Source organism: Microbacterium enclense, from assembly GCF_001456955.1.
GTDB classification, from domain to species: Bacteria; Actinomycetota; Actinomycetes; order Actinomycetales; family Microbacteriaceae; genus Microbacterium; species Microbacterium enclense.
Genome location: NZ_KQ758473.1, coordinates 188979 through 205784, shown reverse-complemented (window position 1 = coordinate 205784; position 16806 = coordinate 188979). Strand labels below are relative to the sequence as shown.

Below are 16806 nucleotides of genomic sequence, written 5' to 3'. Positions count from 1 at the left end.
GCCTGGGCATTGGCCGTCGCGTCACTACGCGCCGGGGCGTTGCTCGCGGCGTTCGAATCGTTGTACCCCGAAGCACTCGCCTGCGCTCCGGCTTGTGTGCCGCCGCTCAGCGCCCGGGAATTTCCGAACCCGTTGTCTGTCGCGACGTTGCTGTTCGCGTCGTCGTACGCGACCGGCCACGAATCGGGGGTGCGGGTCGTCTGAGCCTCGTCCGCTGCGCGAGTCACTGGACGGTTGCTGTCGGCATTGGCGGCGCCAGCATCGATGGCGGGCAGACCGACTGCTACCGATAGCAATGTTGCCGAGGCGAGTACTGAGAGAGCTTTTGCGTTCCTAGCCATGCGACCACGTAAGCACCTCGGTTCGTCGAGCGTCCTCGGCGGTGCCGTTTTCTCAACGACCGGGTGACACCGGGCCGCTGGTCTTCGCCATTGTCATGCGTAGTCGGTGCCTCTCGAAGGAGATGGAAACGTCAGTGTCCCGCCTCGTCCCAGTCGCCGCCGCGGCCGATCTGCACGTCGAGCGGCACCGACAGCTCGGCCGCGTCGGCCATGCGCGCGCGGACGATCCGCTCCACGGCATCCCATTCGCCCGCCGCCACCTCCACGACGAGTTCGTCGTGGATCTGCAGCAGCACACGCGAGCGGAGTTCCGCGGATGCCAGTTCATCGCGGATGCGGAACAGCGCGACCTTCATGATGTCGGCGGCGCTGCCCTGGATCGGAGCGTTCAGCGCCGCGCGCTCGGCATTCTCGCGCAGCACGCGGTTCATGCTCGTGAGGTCGGGGAAGGGTCGGCGCCGACCGAAGATCGTCTCGGTGTAGCCGTCTTGGCGTGCCTGCTCGACCGACCCGCGCAGGTAGTCGCGCACCGCGCCGAAGCGGGCGAAGTATTCGAGCATGAGCTTCTTGGCCTCGGACTGCTCGATGCGCAGCTGCTTCGAGAGACCGAACGCCGACAGGCCGTAGACGAGGCCGTACGACATGGCCTTGACCTTGGTGCGCATGGCGGGCGTCACCTCGGCGGGCTCGACGCCGAACACCCGTGCGCCGACGAAACGGTGCAGGTCTTCGCCCGAGTTGAAGGCTTCGATCAACCCCGGGTCGCCCGAGAGGTGCGCCATGATGCGCATCTCGATCTGCGAGTAGTCGGCCGTCAGCAGCGTCTCGTAGCCCTCGCCGACCTCGAAGGCCGCGCGGATCCGCCGGCTCTCTTCGGTGCGGATGGGGATGTTCTGCAGATTCGGGTCGGTGCTCGACAGACGCCCGGTCTGGCTGCCGGTCTGCACGTAGGTGGTGTGGATGCGCCCGTCGGGGCCGGTGGCCGTGTCGAGCGCGTCGATGATCTGTTTGAGCTTCGTGGCCTCGCGGTGCTTGAGCAGCAGGTCGAGGAAGGGGTGCGGGGCACTCTCTTGCAAATCGGCGAGAGCGGCGGCATCGGTGGTGTACCCGCTCTTGGTCTTGCGGGTCTTCGGCAGCTGCAGCTCGTCGAACAGCACCTCCTGCAGCTGCTTGGGCGAGCCGAGGTTCACCTCGTGTCCGATGGCCGCGTACGCGTCACGGGCGAGCGCGTCCGCGCGGGCGCCCAGCTCGGCCGAGAACCCGGCGAGCTTCTCGTGCGAGACGGCGACACCGGCGAGCTCCATGTCGGCCAGGGCGGTCAGCGTCGGCATCTCGATGTCGTCGAGCACCTCGGCGACCCGCTCGGGCATCTCGGCGCGCTGCGCCTCGGCGACCCGTCGCGTGAACCACGAGAGCTGCCCGGGCGTCGCCCCCTCGGTCTCGGGCACGAGCTGCGTCGGGTCGGCGACCGGGAGCTTCTCGTCGAGGGTGCGCTCCACGAGGTCGCCGAGCGTCTTGTCGGGGAAGCTCGGGCGCACCAGCCACCCGGCCAGGATCACGTCGAAGGCCACCCCGCCGACGGTCACGCCCTCTCTTGCGAGAGCCTTCAGCTGCGGCTTGGCGTCGGCGAACACCTTGGGGGCATCGGATGCCAGCCATCCGGCCAGCGCATCGCGCACGGCCGGCGACCAGTCGGCCTCGACCGCGGCGGATGCCGAGGCGAGCCCGATCTGCACGGGCGCGGCACCGGCCAGGGTCAGTGTGACACCGACGAAGCCGTCCGCCGCCTCGGCCCACGCCGCCAGGGCGTCGGCGTCGAGGCGCGTCGGAGCCGGGGCGGTGGCGGTGGGCCGCGCCTCTTCGACCTCGCCGGCGTCGCCGCCGAGCGCATCGAACACGCGCGGCAGCAGGGTGCGGAACTCGAGCCGCGCGAAGATGTCGCGAACGGCCTGCGCGTCGAGCGGCTTCATCCCGAGGTCACCCGGGCCGACGGGCAGATCGACGTCGCGCAGAAGGCGGTTGAGCGCGCGGTTGCGCTTGACCCCGTCCAGGTGCTCGCGCAGGTTGTTGCCCACCACGCCCGTGATCTTGTCGGCGTTGTCGAGCAGCGCCTCGAGCGACCCCCACTGCGTGAGCCACTTCACGGCCGTCTTCTCGCCCACCTTCGGCACACCCGGGAGGTTGTCGCTCGTCTCGCCGACGAGAGCGGCGATCTCGGGATACTGCGCGGGCGGCAGGCCGTACTTCTCGATGACCGCGTCGGTGTCGTAGCGCTTGAGCTGCGAGACGCCCTGCACGTTGGGGTAGAGCAGCGTGATGTCGTCGGTGACGAGCTGGATGGTGTCGCGATCGCCCGAGCACACGAGCACGGTGTAGCCCTGCTGCTCGCCCTGCGTGGCGAGGGTGGCGAGGATGTCGTCGGCCTCGACCTCTTCTTTCGTCAGCACCGGGACGCCCATCGCCCGCAGGCAGTCCTGCAGCAGGGGGATCTGCCCCTTGAACTCGACCGGCGACTCGCTGCGATTGGCCTTGTACTCGGCGTACTGCTGCGTGCGGAACGACTGCCGCGAGGTGTCGAACGCGACCGCGAGATGCGTCGGCTTCTCGGCTTTCACCAGGTTGACGAACATCGACAGGAAGCCGTAGATGCCGTTGGTGTGCTGGCCGTCCTTCGTCGAGAAGTTGTCGACCGGTAGGGCGTAGAACGCCCGGTACGCCAGCGAATGGCCGTCGACGACGAGGAGAGTAGGCTTTTCGGCATCCGTCACCCCTCCAGCGTAACGAGAACCTCGGACACTCCCCCGGCCTGCGCCGATTCACCACGAAGGCGACGATGACTTCCACCACCGGCGACACCACCTCCGGCCTCGACTGGGCCAAGCAGCGCGGCATGGGCGCCCTCGCCGAGAAGATGGGCATCGAGTGGGTGGAGTTCACCGTCGAGCGCTGCGTCGCCACCATGCCCGTCGAGGGCAACACGCAGCCCGTCGGGCTCCTCCACGGCGGCGCTTACGTCGTGCTCGGTGAGTCGCTCGGCTCGATGGCGGCGAACCTCTACGCGGGCGCGGGTCGCCTCGCCGTCGGCATCGACATCAACGCCACGCACACGCGCTCGGCGACGTCGGGCATCGTGACCGGCGTCTGCACGCCGATCCACCTCGGCCGCTCGCTCACGGTGCACGAGATCGCCGTGACCGACGAGCAGGGCCGCCGTTGCTCGACCGTGCGCATCACGAACATGATCAAGGACGCCCCCGCACCCTGACCTGGCCGCGCGGAGGCCGCTGGGCCCGTCGAACGGTCCGGAGTCGCCGTGCGCGTCCGGCGGTCCGACAGGCTCAACGAGGCTCTGCGCGGAGGATCCTGAGCCCGTCGAAGGGTCCGACACGGTGCGCGTCCGGCGGTCCCACCGAATCAGCCCTTACGGCTCACAGGACCCTGAGCCCGCCGACGGGTCCCACACCGTGCGCGTCCGGCGGCTTCGACGAGCTCAGCCACCTCGAGAGCGAGGATCCCCAAGCCCCACTCCCCCGCATACGCGAAATGGATGCCACCGCAGTGGCATCCATCTCACGAAGAGTCTCGTCAGGCCTTCTTGGGGGCCAGCTGCTCGATGATCGCCTTCGCGACGTCTTGCATGGTGAGACGGCGGTCCATCGACGCCTTCTGGATCCAGCGGAACGCCTCGGGCTCGCTCAGGCCCATCTTCTCGTTCAGGAGACCCTTGGCGCGGTCGACGAGCTTGCGGGTCTCGAAGCGCTCGACCATGTCGGCGACCTCGGCCTCGAGGGTGATGATCTGCTCGTAGCGCGCGAGGGCGATCTCGATCGCCGGCAGCAGGTCGTTGGGGGTGAACGGCTTCACGACGTACGCCAGGGCGCCGGCCTCGCTCGCGCGCTCGACGAGCTCCTTCTGGCTGAACGCCGTCAGCAGCACGACGGGGGCGATGTGGTTCTTGCTGAGCTTTTCGGCGGCGCTGATGCCGTCGAGCTGGGGCATCTTGACGTCCATGATGACCAGGTCGGGACGCAGCTCGGTGGCCAGCTGCACGGCGGTCTCGCCGTCTCCGGCTTCTCCGACGACGTCGAAGCCGTTGTCGCGGAGGATCTCGACGATGTCGAGGCGGATGAGCGACTCGTCTTCCGCGACGACGACGCGGCGCGGAGCCGCGGGGGCGCTGGCGGGAACGGCTTCTTGATCAGTCACGGAACCATCCTAAGTCTGGAAGGGCGAGAAGCCCTGGATCGCACGGGATGCTGTACGGGTACCGGTGGTGGGACTCGAACCCACACGTCTTTCGACAGAGCATTTTGAGTGCCCCGCGTCTGCCATTCCGCCACACCGGCAGGTGTTGCGCTCCCACCCTATCGAGCGGGAACGCCACGACGCGCGCCGGTGCGAACCGACGCGCGTCGTGAGGGGTCAAACCTCCTGGTACCCGGGCGCCGCGCCGTGCACGGCGTCGCCCACGCGGTGCACGCGCAGGTCGTTGGTCGAACCGGCGATCCCGGGAGGGGATCCGGAGATCACGACGACCTTGTCGCCGACCTTGGCCAGGTCGTGCGAGAGCAGATAGTCGTCGACCTGCAGGAACATCTTGTCGGTGTGCGACACGTGCTCGACGAGCGTCGAACGCACGCCCCACGTCAGCGCCAGGCGGCGGCGGATGCCGGGCTCGGGCGTGAACGCGATCATGGGGATGGTCGAGCGCAGGCGCGACATGCGGCGGGCCGAGTCACCCGACTCGGTGAAGACGCACAGGTACTTCGCCTCGACGAAGTCCGCGACCTCGACGGCGGCGAGCGTGATCGCGCCACCCTGCGTGCGCGGCTTGTTGGTCAGCGGCGCGATGCGCTCGAGACCGTGCTCTTCGGTGGACTCCACGATGCGCGCCATCGTTTCGACGACGACCACCGGGTAGTCGCCGACGCTGGTCTCGCCCGAGAGCATGACCGCGTCCGCGCCGTCGAGGACGGCGTTCGCGACGTCGGAGGTCTCGGCGCGCGTGGGCACCGGGTTGCTGATCATGGACTCGAGCATCTGCGTCGCGACGATGACGGGCTTGGCCATGCGACGGGCCAGCTCGACCGCGCGCTTCTGCACGATCGGCACGGCCTCGAGCGGAAGCTCGACGCCGAGATCGCCACGGGCGACCATGATGCCGTCGAAGGCGTCGATGATCTCCTCGAGGTTGTCGACAGCCTGGGGCTTCTCGATCTTGGCGATGACGGGCACGTAGCGCCCCTCTTCGGCCATGATCTCGTGCACGCGCACGATGTCGGAGGCGTCTCGCACGAACGACAGCGCGATGAGATCGGCGCCGGCCTTCAGACCCCAGCGCAGATCGGACTCGTCCTTCTCGCTGAGCGCGGGCACGTTCACGGCGACGCCGGGGAGGTTGATGCCCTTGTTGTTCGACACGGGACCGCCCACGACGACCTCGGTGGTCACGACGGTGCCGTCGGTCTCGACGACGCGCACGCGGACCTTTCCGTCGTCGATCAGCAGGAAGTCGCCGGGCTTGACGTCTTGGGGCAGACCCTTGAAGGTCGTGCCGACGATCTCTTTGGTGCCGAGGATGTCCTCGACGGTGATCTTGAAGATGTCGCCGGGCAGCAGGTCGTGGGGGCCGTTCTCGAACTTGCCGAGGCGGATCTTGGGACCCTGCAGGTCGACGAGGGCGGCGACCGGGCGGCCGGCGTCCTCTGCGGCCTTGCGCACATTGGCGAAGTTGGCGTCGTGCACGGAGTAGTCTCCGTGGCTCAGGTTGAGGCGGGCGACGTCCACCCCGGCGTCGATGATGGCGCGAACCATCTCATACGACGACGTGGCGGGCCCGAGTGTTGCGACGATCTTGGCGCGTCTCATCCGTTTTCAAGCTCCGTGAGGATTTTCGGGAAGTGGCCGATCGGCCCTTGCCAGCTTAGGCGGGCAGGAGGCCGATGGCGACATCGGTCGGGCGCACCGGCGCGGGAAGCACCGTCTCGCCCATGAGGAAGGTGTCGACCTCGGCGGCGGCCGCACGGCCCTCGGCGATGGCCCACACGATGAGCGACTGGCCGCGGCCCGCGTCGCCGGCGACGAACACGCCGGGCGTGGTCGTGGCATACGTGGCGTCGCGCTCGACGTTGCCGCGTCCGGTGAACTGCGTGCCGAGCTGGTCTTCGAGGTGCTCGCGCTCGGGGCCGGTGAAGCCCATCGCGATCAGCACCAGGTCGGCCGGGATCTCGCGCTCGGTGCCGCTCTTGGGCACGCGACGACCGTCGACGTACTCGGTCTCGGCCACGCGCAGGGCACGCACCTCGCCGGCGGCGTTGCCGAGGAACTCCACTGTCGAGGCGAGGAACGTGCGCTCGCCGCCCTCTTCGTGGGCCGATGCCATCTCGAACAGGTTCGGCATCATCGGCCACGGTTGCTCGGCGGGACGCTCCGACGGCGGCTGCTTGCCGATCGCGAGGTTCGTCACGCTCAGCGCGCCCTGGCGGTGCGCGGTGCCGATGCAGTCGGCGCCGGTGTCGCCACCGCCGATGACGACGACGTGCTTGCCCTCCGCGGTGATCTGCTGCGGGATCTGGTCGCCCGCGACGGCTTTGTTGCCCTCGACGAGGTACTCCATGGCGTAGTGGACGCCGTCGAGGTCGCGGCCCGGGATCGGCAGGTCGCGCGGCACCGTGGCGCCGGTGGCGACCACGACCGCGTCGTAGCGCGCCCGCAGATCGCTCCACGAGATGTCTTTCCCGATCTCGACGCCGGCGCGGAAGCGCGTGCCCTCGGCCTGCATCTGGCGAAGACGCAGCTCGAGGTGGCGCTTCTCCATCTTGAAGTCGGGGATGCCGTAGCGCATGAGTCCGCCGATGCGGTCGTCGCGTTCGAAGACCGCGACCGTGTGACCGGCGCGCGTGAGCTGCTGCGCCGCGGCGAGGCCGGCGGGGCCGGAGCCCACGACGGCGACGGTCTTGCCCGTCAGACGCTCCGGCGGCTCGGGTTCGACCCAGCCGTTGGCGAACGCCTCGTCGATGATCGAGACCTCGACCTGCTTGATCGTCACGGCCGGCTGGTTGATGCCGAGCACGCACGAGCTCTCGCAGGGCGCGGGGCACAGGCGTCCGGTGAACTCGGGGAAGTTGTTCGTCGCGTGGAGACGCTCGATCGCGGAGCGGCCCTCGCCGCGCCACGTGAGGTCGTTCCACTCGGGGATCAGGTTTCCGAGCGGGCAGCCCTTGTGGCAGAACGGGATGCCGCAGTCCATGCAGCGACCGGCCTGGCGACGGATGACGGCCGAATCACCCGGCTCGTACACCTCTTTCCAGTCCATGATGCGCACGGGCACCGGCCGACGCTTCGGGAGCTCGCGCTCCGTGGTCTTGAGAAAGCCCTTCGGGTCAGCCACCCGTCACCTCCAGAATGCGCGTCCAGACGACGTCACCGTCGGGGTCGAGACCCTCGGCGACCGCCTCCTGGCGGGTCTGCAGCACAGCGGCGTAGTCACGCGGCAGCACCCGGACGAAATTGTCCACCTCGGTCTCGAAGTCCTCGAGCAGACGACGAGCGAGCGTGGAATCGGTCTCGGCGACGTGCTTCTCGAGCAGGTCGCGGAGGATCTCGGCATCCCCGGATCCGAGGGTGCCGAGCACGAGCTCACCGGATGCCATGGCCTCGCGGTTCACCAGGTCGCGGTCGAGCTTGTAGACGTAGGCCTGACCACCCGACATGCCCGCGCCGAGGTTACGGCCCGTGGCGCCGAGGATCACGGCGAGACCACCGGTCATGTACTCGAGCGCGTGGTCGCCCACGCCCTCGACCACGGCCGTGGCGCCGGAGTTGCGCACGAGGAACCGCTCGCCCACGACGCCGTTGAGGAACATCTGCCCCTGTGTGGCGCCGTAGCCGATGACGTTGCCGGCGATGACGTTCTCGGAGGCCGCGAACGACGATCCGCGCGGCGGACGCACGACGATGGTGCCGCCCGACAGTCCCTTGCCGACGTAGTCGTTCGAGTCGCCCTCGAGGCGCAGCGTGATGCCCGCGGGCATGAACGCGCCGAACGACTGCCCGGCCGAACCGGTCAGGCGCACGTCGATCGAGTTCTCGGGCAGACCGTGCTCGCCCCGCGCCTTGGTGACGTGGTGGCCCAGCATCGTTCCCACCGCGCGTGCGGTGTTGCGGATGGGCAGGTCGACCGTCAGCTGGCCGCCGTGCGCGATGACGTCCTGCGCGCGCTCGATGAGCTGCACGTCGAAGTGGTCCTCGAGCTCGTGATCCTGGTTGCGCGCGTGGCGTCTCGGCTCGTCATCGGCGAAACGGGGTCCCTCGAGGATCGGCGCGAGGTTGAGGCCCCGTGCCTTCCAGTGCTGGATCGCCTCGTTGGCATCCAGGAGCTCCGCGCGCCCGACGATCTCGTCGATCGAGCGGTAGCCGAGGGCCGCGAGGTATTCGCGCACCTCCTGCGCGATGAACTCCATGAAGTTGACGATGTACTCCGCCTTGCCGGTGAAGCGCGAGCGCAGCACGGGGTTCTGCGTCGCCACACCCACGGGGCAGGTGTCGAGGTGGCAGACGCGCATCATGATGCAGCCCGAGACCACCAGCGGCGCGGTGGCGAAGCCGAACTCCTCGGCGCCGAGCAGGGCGCCGATGATGACGTCGCGGCCGGTCTTCATCTGACCGTCGACCTGCACGACGACGCGGTCGCGCATGCCGTTGAGCATGAGCGTCTGCTGCGTCTCGGCGAGGCCCAGCTCCCACGGGGTGCCCGCGTGCTTGAGCGAGTTCATCGGGCTCGCGCCCGTGCCGCCGTCCTGCCCGGAGACCAGGATGACGTCGCTCAGCGCCTTGGCGACGCCGGCCGCGACCGCACCGATGCCCGACTGGCTGACGAGCTTGGTGTGGATGCGGGCCTTCGGGTTGGCGCGCTTGAGGTCGAAGATGAGCTGCTTGAGGTCTTCGATCGAGTAGATGTCGTGGTGCGGCGGCGGCGAGATGAGCCCGACGCCCGCGGTCGCGTGACGCGTGCGCGCCACCCACGGGTACACCTTGGTCGGCGGCAGCTGACCGCCCTCGCCGGGCTTGGCCCCCTGGGCGAGCTTGATCTGGATGTCGTCGGCCTCGGTGAGGTAGAGGCTCGTCACACCGAAGCGACCGGATGCCACCTGCTTGATGGCGCTGCGACGCGTGGGGTCGAGCAGACGGTCGACGTCTTCCCCGCCCTCACCGGTGTTGCTCTTGCCGCCGATCTGGTTCATCGCCACCGCGAGCACCTCGTGCGCCTCTTTCGAGATCGAGCCGTAGCTCATCGCGCCGGTGGAGAAGCGCTTGACGATCGCCGAGACGGGCTCCACCTCGTCGATCGGCACGGCGGGACGCAGGCCCGTGCGCAGGCCGAACAGACCGCGGAGCGTCTTGAGCTCGTGCGCCTGGTCGTCGATGAGCTGCGTGTACTCGCGGAAGATGTCGTACCGGCGCTCGCGCGTGGCGTGCTGCAGGCGGAACACCGTATCGGGGTTGAAGAGGTGCGGGGCGCCGTCGCGGCGCCACTGGTACTCGCCGCCGGTCCACAGGCGTTCGTGCGCCCGGGCCGCCGCATCCTGCGGGTAGGCGTACTCGTGACGCGCGGCGTTCTCGGCCGCGATGATGTCGAGCCCGACACCGCCGAGCTTCGACTCGGTGCCGGTGAAGTACGCGTCGACGAACTCGCGCGACAGGCCCACGGCCTCGAACACCTGGGCGCCCGCGTAGGACGACACGGTCGAGATGCCCATCTTCGACATGATCTTCAGCACGCCCTTGCCGAGCGCGTAGATCAGGTTCTTGACGGCCTTCTCGGGCGTGACGCCGGTGATGAAGCCGGCGCGCACGAGGTATTCGACGGTCTCCATCGCCAGGTACGGGTTGACCGCCGAGGCGCCGTACCCGATGAGGGTCGCCACGTGATGTACCTCGCGCACGTCGCCGGCCTCGACCACGAGACCGACCTTCATGCGGGTCTCGTTGCGGATGAGGTGGTGGTGCACGGCCGCGAGCATGAGCAGCGACGGGATCGGAGCGAGGTCCTTGTTGGAGTCGCGGTCGCTGAGCACGATGAACTCGGCGCCGTCCTCGATGGCCGCGTCGACCTCGGAGCACATCTGCACGAGGCGCTTCTGGAGCCCCTTGTGGCCGGCCTCGACGCGGTAGAGGCCGCGGATCGTCACCGACGACCGACCCGGCAGGGCCGTGTCGATGTGCTGGATCTTGGCGAGCTCGTCGTTGTCGATCACGGGGAAGTCGAGCGTCACCGTGCGGGTGTGCTCGGGGCCCCAGTCGAGGAGGTTGCGCTCCGGGCCGAGGCCCAGCGACAGCGAGGTCACGACCTCTTCGCGGATCGAGTCCAGCGGCGGGTTGGTCACCTGCGCGAACTGCTGCGAGAAGTAGTCGAACAGCAGCCGCGGGCGGTCGCTGAGCACCGCGACGGGCGCGTCGCTGCCCATGGCGCCGAGCGGCTCGGCGCCGCCCTGGCCCATCGGAGTCAGCAAGATGCGCACTTCTTCTTCGGTGTAGCCGAAGGTGCGCTGGCGGCGAGTGATCGAGGCGATCGGGTGCACGATGTGCTCGCGCTCGGGCAGCTCGCTGAGCTTGACGCGACCCTTGTCGACCCACTCGCCCCACGGCTGGAGCGCGGCGAGGTCGGACTTGATCTCCTCGTCCTCGACGATGCGGCGCTGGGCCGTGTCGACGAGGAACATGCGACCGGGCTGCAGGCGCCCGCGGCGCTTGATGCGCTCGGGGGCGAAGTCGAGCACACCGGTCTCGGAACCGATGACCACGAGACCGTCGGTGGTCTCGGTCCACCGGCCGGGACGCAGACCGTTTCGGTCGAGGGTGGCGCCGACGAGCGTGCCGTCGGTGAAGATGAGGGCGGCGGGGCCGTCCCACGGCTCCATCTGCATGGAGTGGTAGTCGTAGAAGGCGCGCAGATCGGGGTCGATCGTCGCCTGCTTCTCGTACGCCTCGGGCACCATCATCATGATCGCGTGCGGCAGGCTGCGACCGGTGAGGGTCAGCAGCTCCAGCACCTCGTCGAACGAGGCCGAGTCGCTGGCGCCCTCGGTGCAGATGGGCAGCAGCGGGCGCACGTCGCCGATCAGTTCGGACTCGAGCTGCGACTGACGGGCGCGCATCCAGTTGCGGTTGCCCTTGACGGTGTTGATCTCGCCGTTGTGTGCGAGCATGCGCAACGGCTGCGCGAGCGGCCACGACGGGAAGGTGTTCGTCGAGTAGCGCGAGTGCACCACCGCGAGCTCGGAGGCGAAGCGCTCGTCTTGCAGGTCGGGGTAGAACGGCTCGAGCTGCAGCGTCGTGACCATGCCCTTGTAGCCGAGCGTGCGGCTCGACAGCGACACGAAGTAGGCCTCGAGCTCATGACGGGCGCGCTTGCGCAACCGGTACACGCGACGGTCGAGCGCGATGCCCGACAGCGCCGGCTGGTCGCCGACGGCGGGGCGCGACACGAACAGCTGCTCGAAGGCGGGTCGGGCGTCGTACGCCAGCTTGCCGAGGTTCTCGGGCTCGACGGGCACCTCGCGCCAGCCGAGCACCTCGAGGTTCTCGTGGCGCGCGATCTCTTCGATCCCGCTCTTCATGGCGGCGCGCTCGTCGTGGCCGAGCGGCAGGAAGACCATGCCGGCGGCGTACTCCCCCACCGGCGGCAGGTCGAAGTCGACGACGGCGCGCAGGAATGCGTCGGGCATCTGGGTCAGGATGCCGGCACCGTCACCGGTGCCCGCGTCGGAGCCGATGGCGCCGCGGTGCTCGAGGTTGCGCAGCGCCGTCAGCGCCAGATCGATGATGTCGTGACCGGCTTCGCCGCGGAGAGTGGCGACCATGGCGAGGCCACAGGCGTCTTTCTCGAACGACGGGTCGTACATTCCCTGTCGGGCCGGGAATGAGCCTCCGACGGTGTCGGAACGCAGGCTGGAAGCCATATCAACCGTCCTCACGTTGATGCTTCGGGATGGGACGACGTCGGCCCAGGTATTAGTTCGTCGCGGAGCTGCTTGTGGCGCTGGTGCCGACGGTGTCGCTCGTCGCGGGCGGCTCGCTCACATCGACGAAGTCAGAGGGGTCGCCTGAGTCTACAGCCCCCGCAGCCTTGCTCTCGCGCCCCGGCACGTACGGAGAGGGCTCCAGACCGAGGTGACGACGCGACTGCACGACGAAGATGACGACGCCGAGGACCACGCCGAAGATGGCGGCCCAGACGTTCGTGCGCAGGCCGAGGATGATGTCGCTGGGGTCGATGCGGATGGATTCCCAGACGATACGGCCCGCGGAGTACCACACGAGGTACACCGCGAACTGCTTGCCCCACTGCAGCCCGAAGCGCTTGCCGGCCCACAGGATGACGGCGGCGCCGAGAAGGTTCCAGATTACTTCGTACAGGAAGGTCGGCTGGAAAAGCGTGCCGGATGGCAGCCCGACGGGGATGGCCGGGTTGCCCGCGGCGATCTCGAGACCCCACGGCAGGTCGGTGGGCTGACCGAACAGCTCCTGATTGAACCAGTTGCCGAAGCGGCCCATGGCCTGCGCGATGATGAGGCCCGGCGCGACGGCGTCGGCGAAGGTCCAGAACCGGATGCCGGTCCACTTGCAGCCGAGGATCGCGCCGATGGCGCCACCGATCAGGGCGCCGTAGATGGCGATGCCGCCCTCCCAGATCGCCCACACCGAACCCGGCTGCGTGATGTTCCACGGGTTGGAGCCCGGGCCGAAGTAGAAGCCGAGGTGCGTGACCACGTGGTAGATGCGCGCCACCACGATCGCGAGCGGAACCGCCAGCAGGCAGATGTCGATGACGACCCACTTCTCGGCGCCCCGACGCGTCAGGCGCGCGTTGGTGAGGAAGAGCGCCACGATGATGCCCGCGACGATGCAGAGGGCGTAGAAGTGGATGCGGAGCGGACCCAGATCGACGTAGGAGATCGTCGGGCTCGGGATGCTGGCGAGCACGCCGGAGGCGGCGCTCGAGAGGGCGAACGTCATGCGAACGAGTCTAGGCGCGGTGCGCGGTGCCCGCGGACAGCTCCCGCGCGAGCGTCGACAGGCCGTCGACGCCGCCGTCGCGCAGTGCTTTCACCAGCGCCGTGCCGACGATCGCACCGTCGGCGTAATCGACGACACCCGCGACCTGCTCGGCGTTGGAGATGCCGATGCCCACGCACGCGTGCTGCGCGCCGAAGCTGCGCAGGCGCTCGACGAGGCCGCGGGCGGCGGCATCCAACTGCGCGCGCTCCCCCGTGATGCCCATCGTCGAGACGGTGTAGACGAACCCGGTGGACGCCTCGACGATCATCTGCAGGCGCTCGTCGGACGAGGTGGGGGCGGCGAGGAAGACGCGATCGAGACCGGTGCGCTCGCTCGCGGCGATCCACGCCTCGCCGGCATCGGGGGTGATGTCGGGCGTGATGAGACCCGCGCCGCCCGCGGCGACGAGGTCGTCGGCGTAGCGGTCGACCCCGTACTGCTCGACGAGGTTCCAGTAGGTCATGACGAGGATCGGCACGTCGGTGCGCGCGGTGACCTCGCGGATGATGGTGAACAGGTCGCGCATGCGGAAACCGTTCGCGAGCGCCGTCTGCGTCGCCTCCTGGATGACCAGGCCGTCCATCACGGGATCGCTGTAGGGCGGACCGAGCTCGATGACGTCGGCGCCCGCCTCCGCGAGGGCGACGGCCGCCTCGATGCTGGTGGCGACGTCGGGGAAGCCTGCGGGCAGGTACCCGACGAAGGCGCCCCGGCCCTCGGCGTGGGCGGCGTCGATGGCCGCCGAGACGCGCGAGCTCACAGCTCGACCCCCGCACCGCTGGCGGCGTCGGGTGCCGACGCGACGTCGACGGGTGAGCCGGCCGCGGATGCCACGGCCTCGGCGGCACGCGTCTGGCCGCGCCCCTCGGCGACCTCCGGCGCGTGCTCGGCGTCGTAGAGGTCGAAGTAGCGCGCCGCGGTGTCCATGTCTTTGTCGCCGCGACCGGACAGGTTGATCGCGATCACGGCATCCGGACCCAGCTCGCGACCGATGCGCAGGGCTCCGGCCAGGGCGTGGGCGGACTCGATCGCCGGGATGATGCCCTCGGTGCGCGACAGCAGGCGCAGCGCCTGCATCGCCTCGTCGTCGGTCGCCGGAATGTACTGCGCGCGACCGAGGTCGGCGAGCCACGCGTGCTCGGGGCCGACGCCCGGGTAGTCGAGGCCGGCCGAGATCGAGTGCGACTCGGTGGTCTGACCGTCTTCGTCTTGCAGGACGTAGGTGCGGGCACCGTGGAGGACGCCGGGGCGGCCGCGACCGATGGATGCCGCGTGCTTCGGGGTGTCGACGCCGTCGCCGGCGGCCTCGACGCCGTACAGCGCGACGCCCGGGTCGTCGAGGAATGCGTCGAACATGCCGATGGCATTGGAGCCGCCGCCCACGCAGGCGAACACGGCATCCGGAAGACGGCCGAGGCGCTCGAGGAACTCGGCGCGCGTCTCTTCACCGATGATCTTCTGGAAGTCGCGGACCATCGCCGGGAACGGGTGAGGACCGGCGGCGGTGCCGAAGATGTAGTTGGTCGTCTCGACCGAGGCGACCCAGTCGCGGTACGCCTCGTTGATCGCGTCTTTCAGCGTGCGCGAGCCGGTCGTGACGGGCACCACCTCGGCACCCAGCAGACGCATGCGCGCGACGTTGAGGGCCTGACGCTCGGTGTCGACCTCGCCCATGTAGATGACGCAGTCGAGACCGAACAGCGCGGCTGCGGTGGCCGTCGCGACGCCGTGCTGGCCGGCTCCGGTCTCGGCGATGACGCGGGTCTTGCCGAGGCGCTTGGTGAGCAGCGCCTGACCGAGGACGTTGTTGATCTTGTGCGAGCCGGTGTGGTTCAGGTCTTCGCGCTTGAGGAAGACGCGGGCGCCGCCGGCGTGCTCGGCGAAGCGGGGCACCTCGGTGAGCGCCGAGGGCCGGCCCGCGTAGTCGCGCAGCAGTGCGGTGAGCTCGGCGTGGAAGGCCGGGTCGGCCATCGCCGACTCGTACACCTCGGTCAGCTCGTCGATGGCGGCGATGAGCGATTCGGGCATGTACCGGCCGCCGAAGTCGCCGAAGAACGGCCCCTTCTGCGCCCGAAGGCTCGTGGGCTGGTCGCGCAGAGGCGTGGTCATGAACCCTCCTGGAGGAACGCGCGGAGCGTGGCGACCGGGTCGCCGGTGACGAGAGCCTCGCCCACGAGCACGACGTCGGCACCCGCGGCGCGGTAGTGGGCGACGTCGGCGGGCGCGAGCACGGCGGACTCGGCGATCTTGACGGCATCGGCCGGGAAGCGGTCGGCGAGCGATCCGAACAGGTCGCGGTCGAGCTCGAACGTCGAGAGGTTGCGGGCGTTGACGCCGATGAGCGTGGCACCGAGGTCTTTGGCGCGCTCGAGCTCGTCGGCCGAGTGCGTCTCGACGAGTGCCGTCATACCGAGCTCGGTCGACAGGGCGAACAGCTCGGTGAGCGTCTTCTGATCGAGCGCGGCGACGATCAGCAGCACGAGGTCGGCGCCGGAGGCTCGGGCCTCGAGCACCTGGTACGGCGTGGCGAGGAAGTCCTTGCGGAGCACCGGCACGCCGACGGCGGCGCGCACGGCTTCGAGGTCGGCGAGGCTGCCCTTGAACTTGCGTCCCTCGGTCAGGACCGAGATGGCCGACGCGCCGCCCTCCTCGTACAGGCGCGCCTGTCGGGCCGGGTCGGGGATGGCGGCGAGGTCGCCGCGCGAGGGGCTCGCGCGCTTGACCTCGGCGATGATCTTCACCCGGTCGGCGGGGGCGAGCATGGCCAGCGCGTCTCGCGCGGGCGTCTGCGCCAGAGCGTCGCGCTCGACGTCGGCGAGCGAACGCGTCTCGGCGCGCTGCTCGGCATCTTGAACCGCTCCGGCCGTGAGATCGGCCAGCACGGTCAGTGCGCCTTCGGGTTGGACTTCGCGCCGTTCGCGCCGTAACCGGCCTTGGTCATGACCCAGCCCACGATGGCGCCGACGACGAGCAGACCGACCGAGGCCCAGACGAGCACGGGCATGTCGAACCAGAAGAACAGCGTGCCGAGGGTGATCGCGACGAGCATGATGATCACGGCCGTCCAGGCGGCGGGCGAGTGTCCGTGGCCGGGATCGCCGATGGGGTTGCTCATGGGGCTCCTTAGAGTCGCGCGCGGGCGCGGGGGAAAGCGTCCGCTCAGTCTATCGAAGCGCGAGGCCGGTCCCGGCGTCGACGTCTCGATGTCGCAAGGTCGCTGGGCGGCGGGCGGCGGGCGGCGGGCGGCGGGTGGCGGGCGGCGGGTGCGGGCGGCGGGCGGCGGGCGGCGGGCGGGCCGAGAAACGCCATCGACGGCGAGACACGCACGCTCGTGCCGTTTCTCCCCGCCGATGGCGTTTCTCGTGCTCGATCTCGAGCGCGTCCTCGGCCTCGGCGGATGAGGCGT

At 69.3% G+C, this 16806-nt stretch carries 12 protein-coding genes and 1 tRNA gene; 2 read left to right on the top strand and 11 right to left on the bottom strand.

Annotation, left to right across the window (positions count from 1 at the left end; genetic code table 11):
- Window positions 1-204: hypothetical protein (locus tag AS029_RS17935; RefSeq protein ID WP_217630077.1), on the top strand; the 204-nt coding region annotated here is incomplete at its 5' end.
- 268 nt (window positions 205-472) lie between these two features.
- Here the strand turns inward: AS029_RS17935 and polA are convergent.
- Complete coding sequence (gene polA / locus AS029_RS14280) at window positions 473-3109, bottom strand: DNA polymerase I (protein WP_058233256.1); 2637 nt, start codon at window positions 3107-3109, stop codon at window positions 473-475.
- Between the two features lie 65 nt (window positions 3110-3174).
- Between polA and AS029_RS14275 the strand changes: the two genes are divergently transcribed.
- Window positions 3175-3606 (top strand): hotdog fold thioesterase, encoded by a 432-nt coding sequence (locus AS029_RS14275; RefSeq protein ID WP_058233255.1) that lies wholly within the window; start codon window positions 3175-3177, stop codon window positions 3604-3606.
- Window positions 3607-3926: 320 nt separating this feature from the next.
- On the opposite strand, the gene AS029_RS14270 is transcribed toward AS029_RS14275, so the two are convergent.
- The 10 genes from AS029_RS14270 to AS029_RS14225 all read right to left on the bottom strand — a co-directional run bounded on the left by AS029_RS14270 (window position 3927) and on the right by AS029_RS14225 (window position 16515).
- Window positions 3927-4547 carry an ANTAR domain-containing response regulator gene (locus AS029_RS14270; protein ID WP_058233254.1) on the bottom strand — a complete coding sequence of 207 codons (621 nt, stop codon included), beginning with the start codon at window positions 4545-4547 and terminating at the stop codon, window positions 3927-3929.
- A gap of 59 nt (window positions 4548-4606) precedes the next feature.
- A tRNA-Leu gene (locus tag AS029_RS14265) sits at window positions 4607-4687 on the bottom strand.
- Window positions 4688-4763: 76 nt separating this feature from the next.
- Window positions 4764-6209, bottom strand: coding sequence for a pyruvate kinase (pyk, locus tag AS029_RS14260; RefSeq protein WP_058233253.1), 1446 nt, complete (start codon window positions 6207-6209; stop codon window positions 4764-4766).
- A gap of 55 nt (window positions 6210-6264) precedes the next feature.
- On the bottom strand, window positions 6265-7731 hold the full coding sequence (locus tag AS029_RS14255) for a glutamate synthase subunit beta (RefSeq protein WP_058233252.1): 1467 nt from the start codon (window positions 7729-7731) through the stop codon (window positions 6265-6267).
- Window positions 7724-12301 carry a glutamate synthase large subunit gene (gene gltB / locus AS029_RS14250; RefSeq protein WP_058233251.1) on the bottom strand — a complete coding sequence of 1526 codons (4578 nt, stop codon included), beginning with the start codon at window positions 12299-12301 and terminating at the stop codon, window positions 7724-7726. Before gltB ends, AS029_RS14255 begins: the two co-directional genes overlap by 8 nt.
- A 52-nt stretch (window positions 12302-12353) precedes the next feature.
- On the bottom strand, window positions 12354-13358 hold the full coding sequence (gene lgt / locus AS029_RS14245; RefSeq protein WP_058233250.1) for a prolipoprotein diacylglyceryl transferase: 1005 nt from the start codon (window positions 13356-13358) through the stop codon (window positions 12354-12356).
- A 10-nt stretch (window positions 13359-13368) separates the two neighbouring features.
- Window positions 13369-14160, bottom strand: coding sequence for a tryptophan synthase subunit alpha (gene trpA, locus AS029_RS14240; protein ID WP_058233249.1), 792 nt, complete (start codon window positions 14158-14160; stop codon window positions 13369-13371).
- Entirely contained in the window at window positions 14157-15509 is a 1353-nt protein-coding gene (trpB, locus tag AS029_RS14235; RefSeq protein WP_058233248.1) for a tryptophan synthase subunit beta, read from the bottom strand. The genes trpA and trpB overlap by 4 nt, the downstream gene beginning before the upstream one ends.
- Window positions 15506-16282: an indole-3-glycerol phosphate synthase TrpC gene (gene trpC / locus AS029_RS14230; protein ID WP_058233247.1), complete on the bottom strand. Its 777-nt coding sequence runs from the start codon at window positions 16280-16282 to the stop codon at window positions 15506-15508. Before trpC ends, trpB begins: the two co-directional genes overlap by 4 nt.
- A gap of 2 nt (window positions 16283-16284) precedes the next feature.
- Entirely contained in the window at window positions 16285-16515 is a 231-nt protein-coding gene (locus tag AS029_RS14225; RefSeq protein WP_058233246.1) for a DUF6704 family protein, read from the bottom strand.
- Window positions 16516-16806 lie beyond the last annotated feature (291 nt).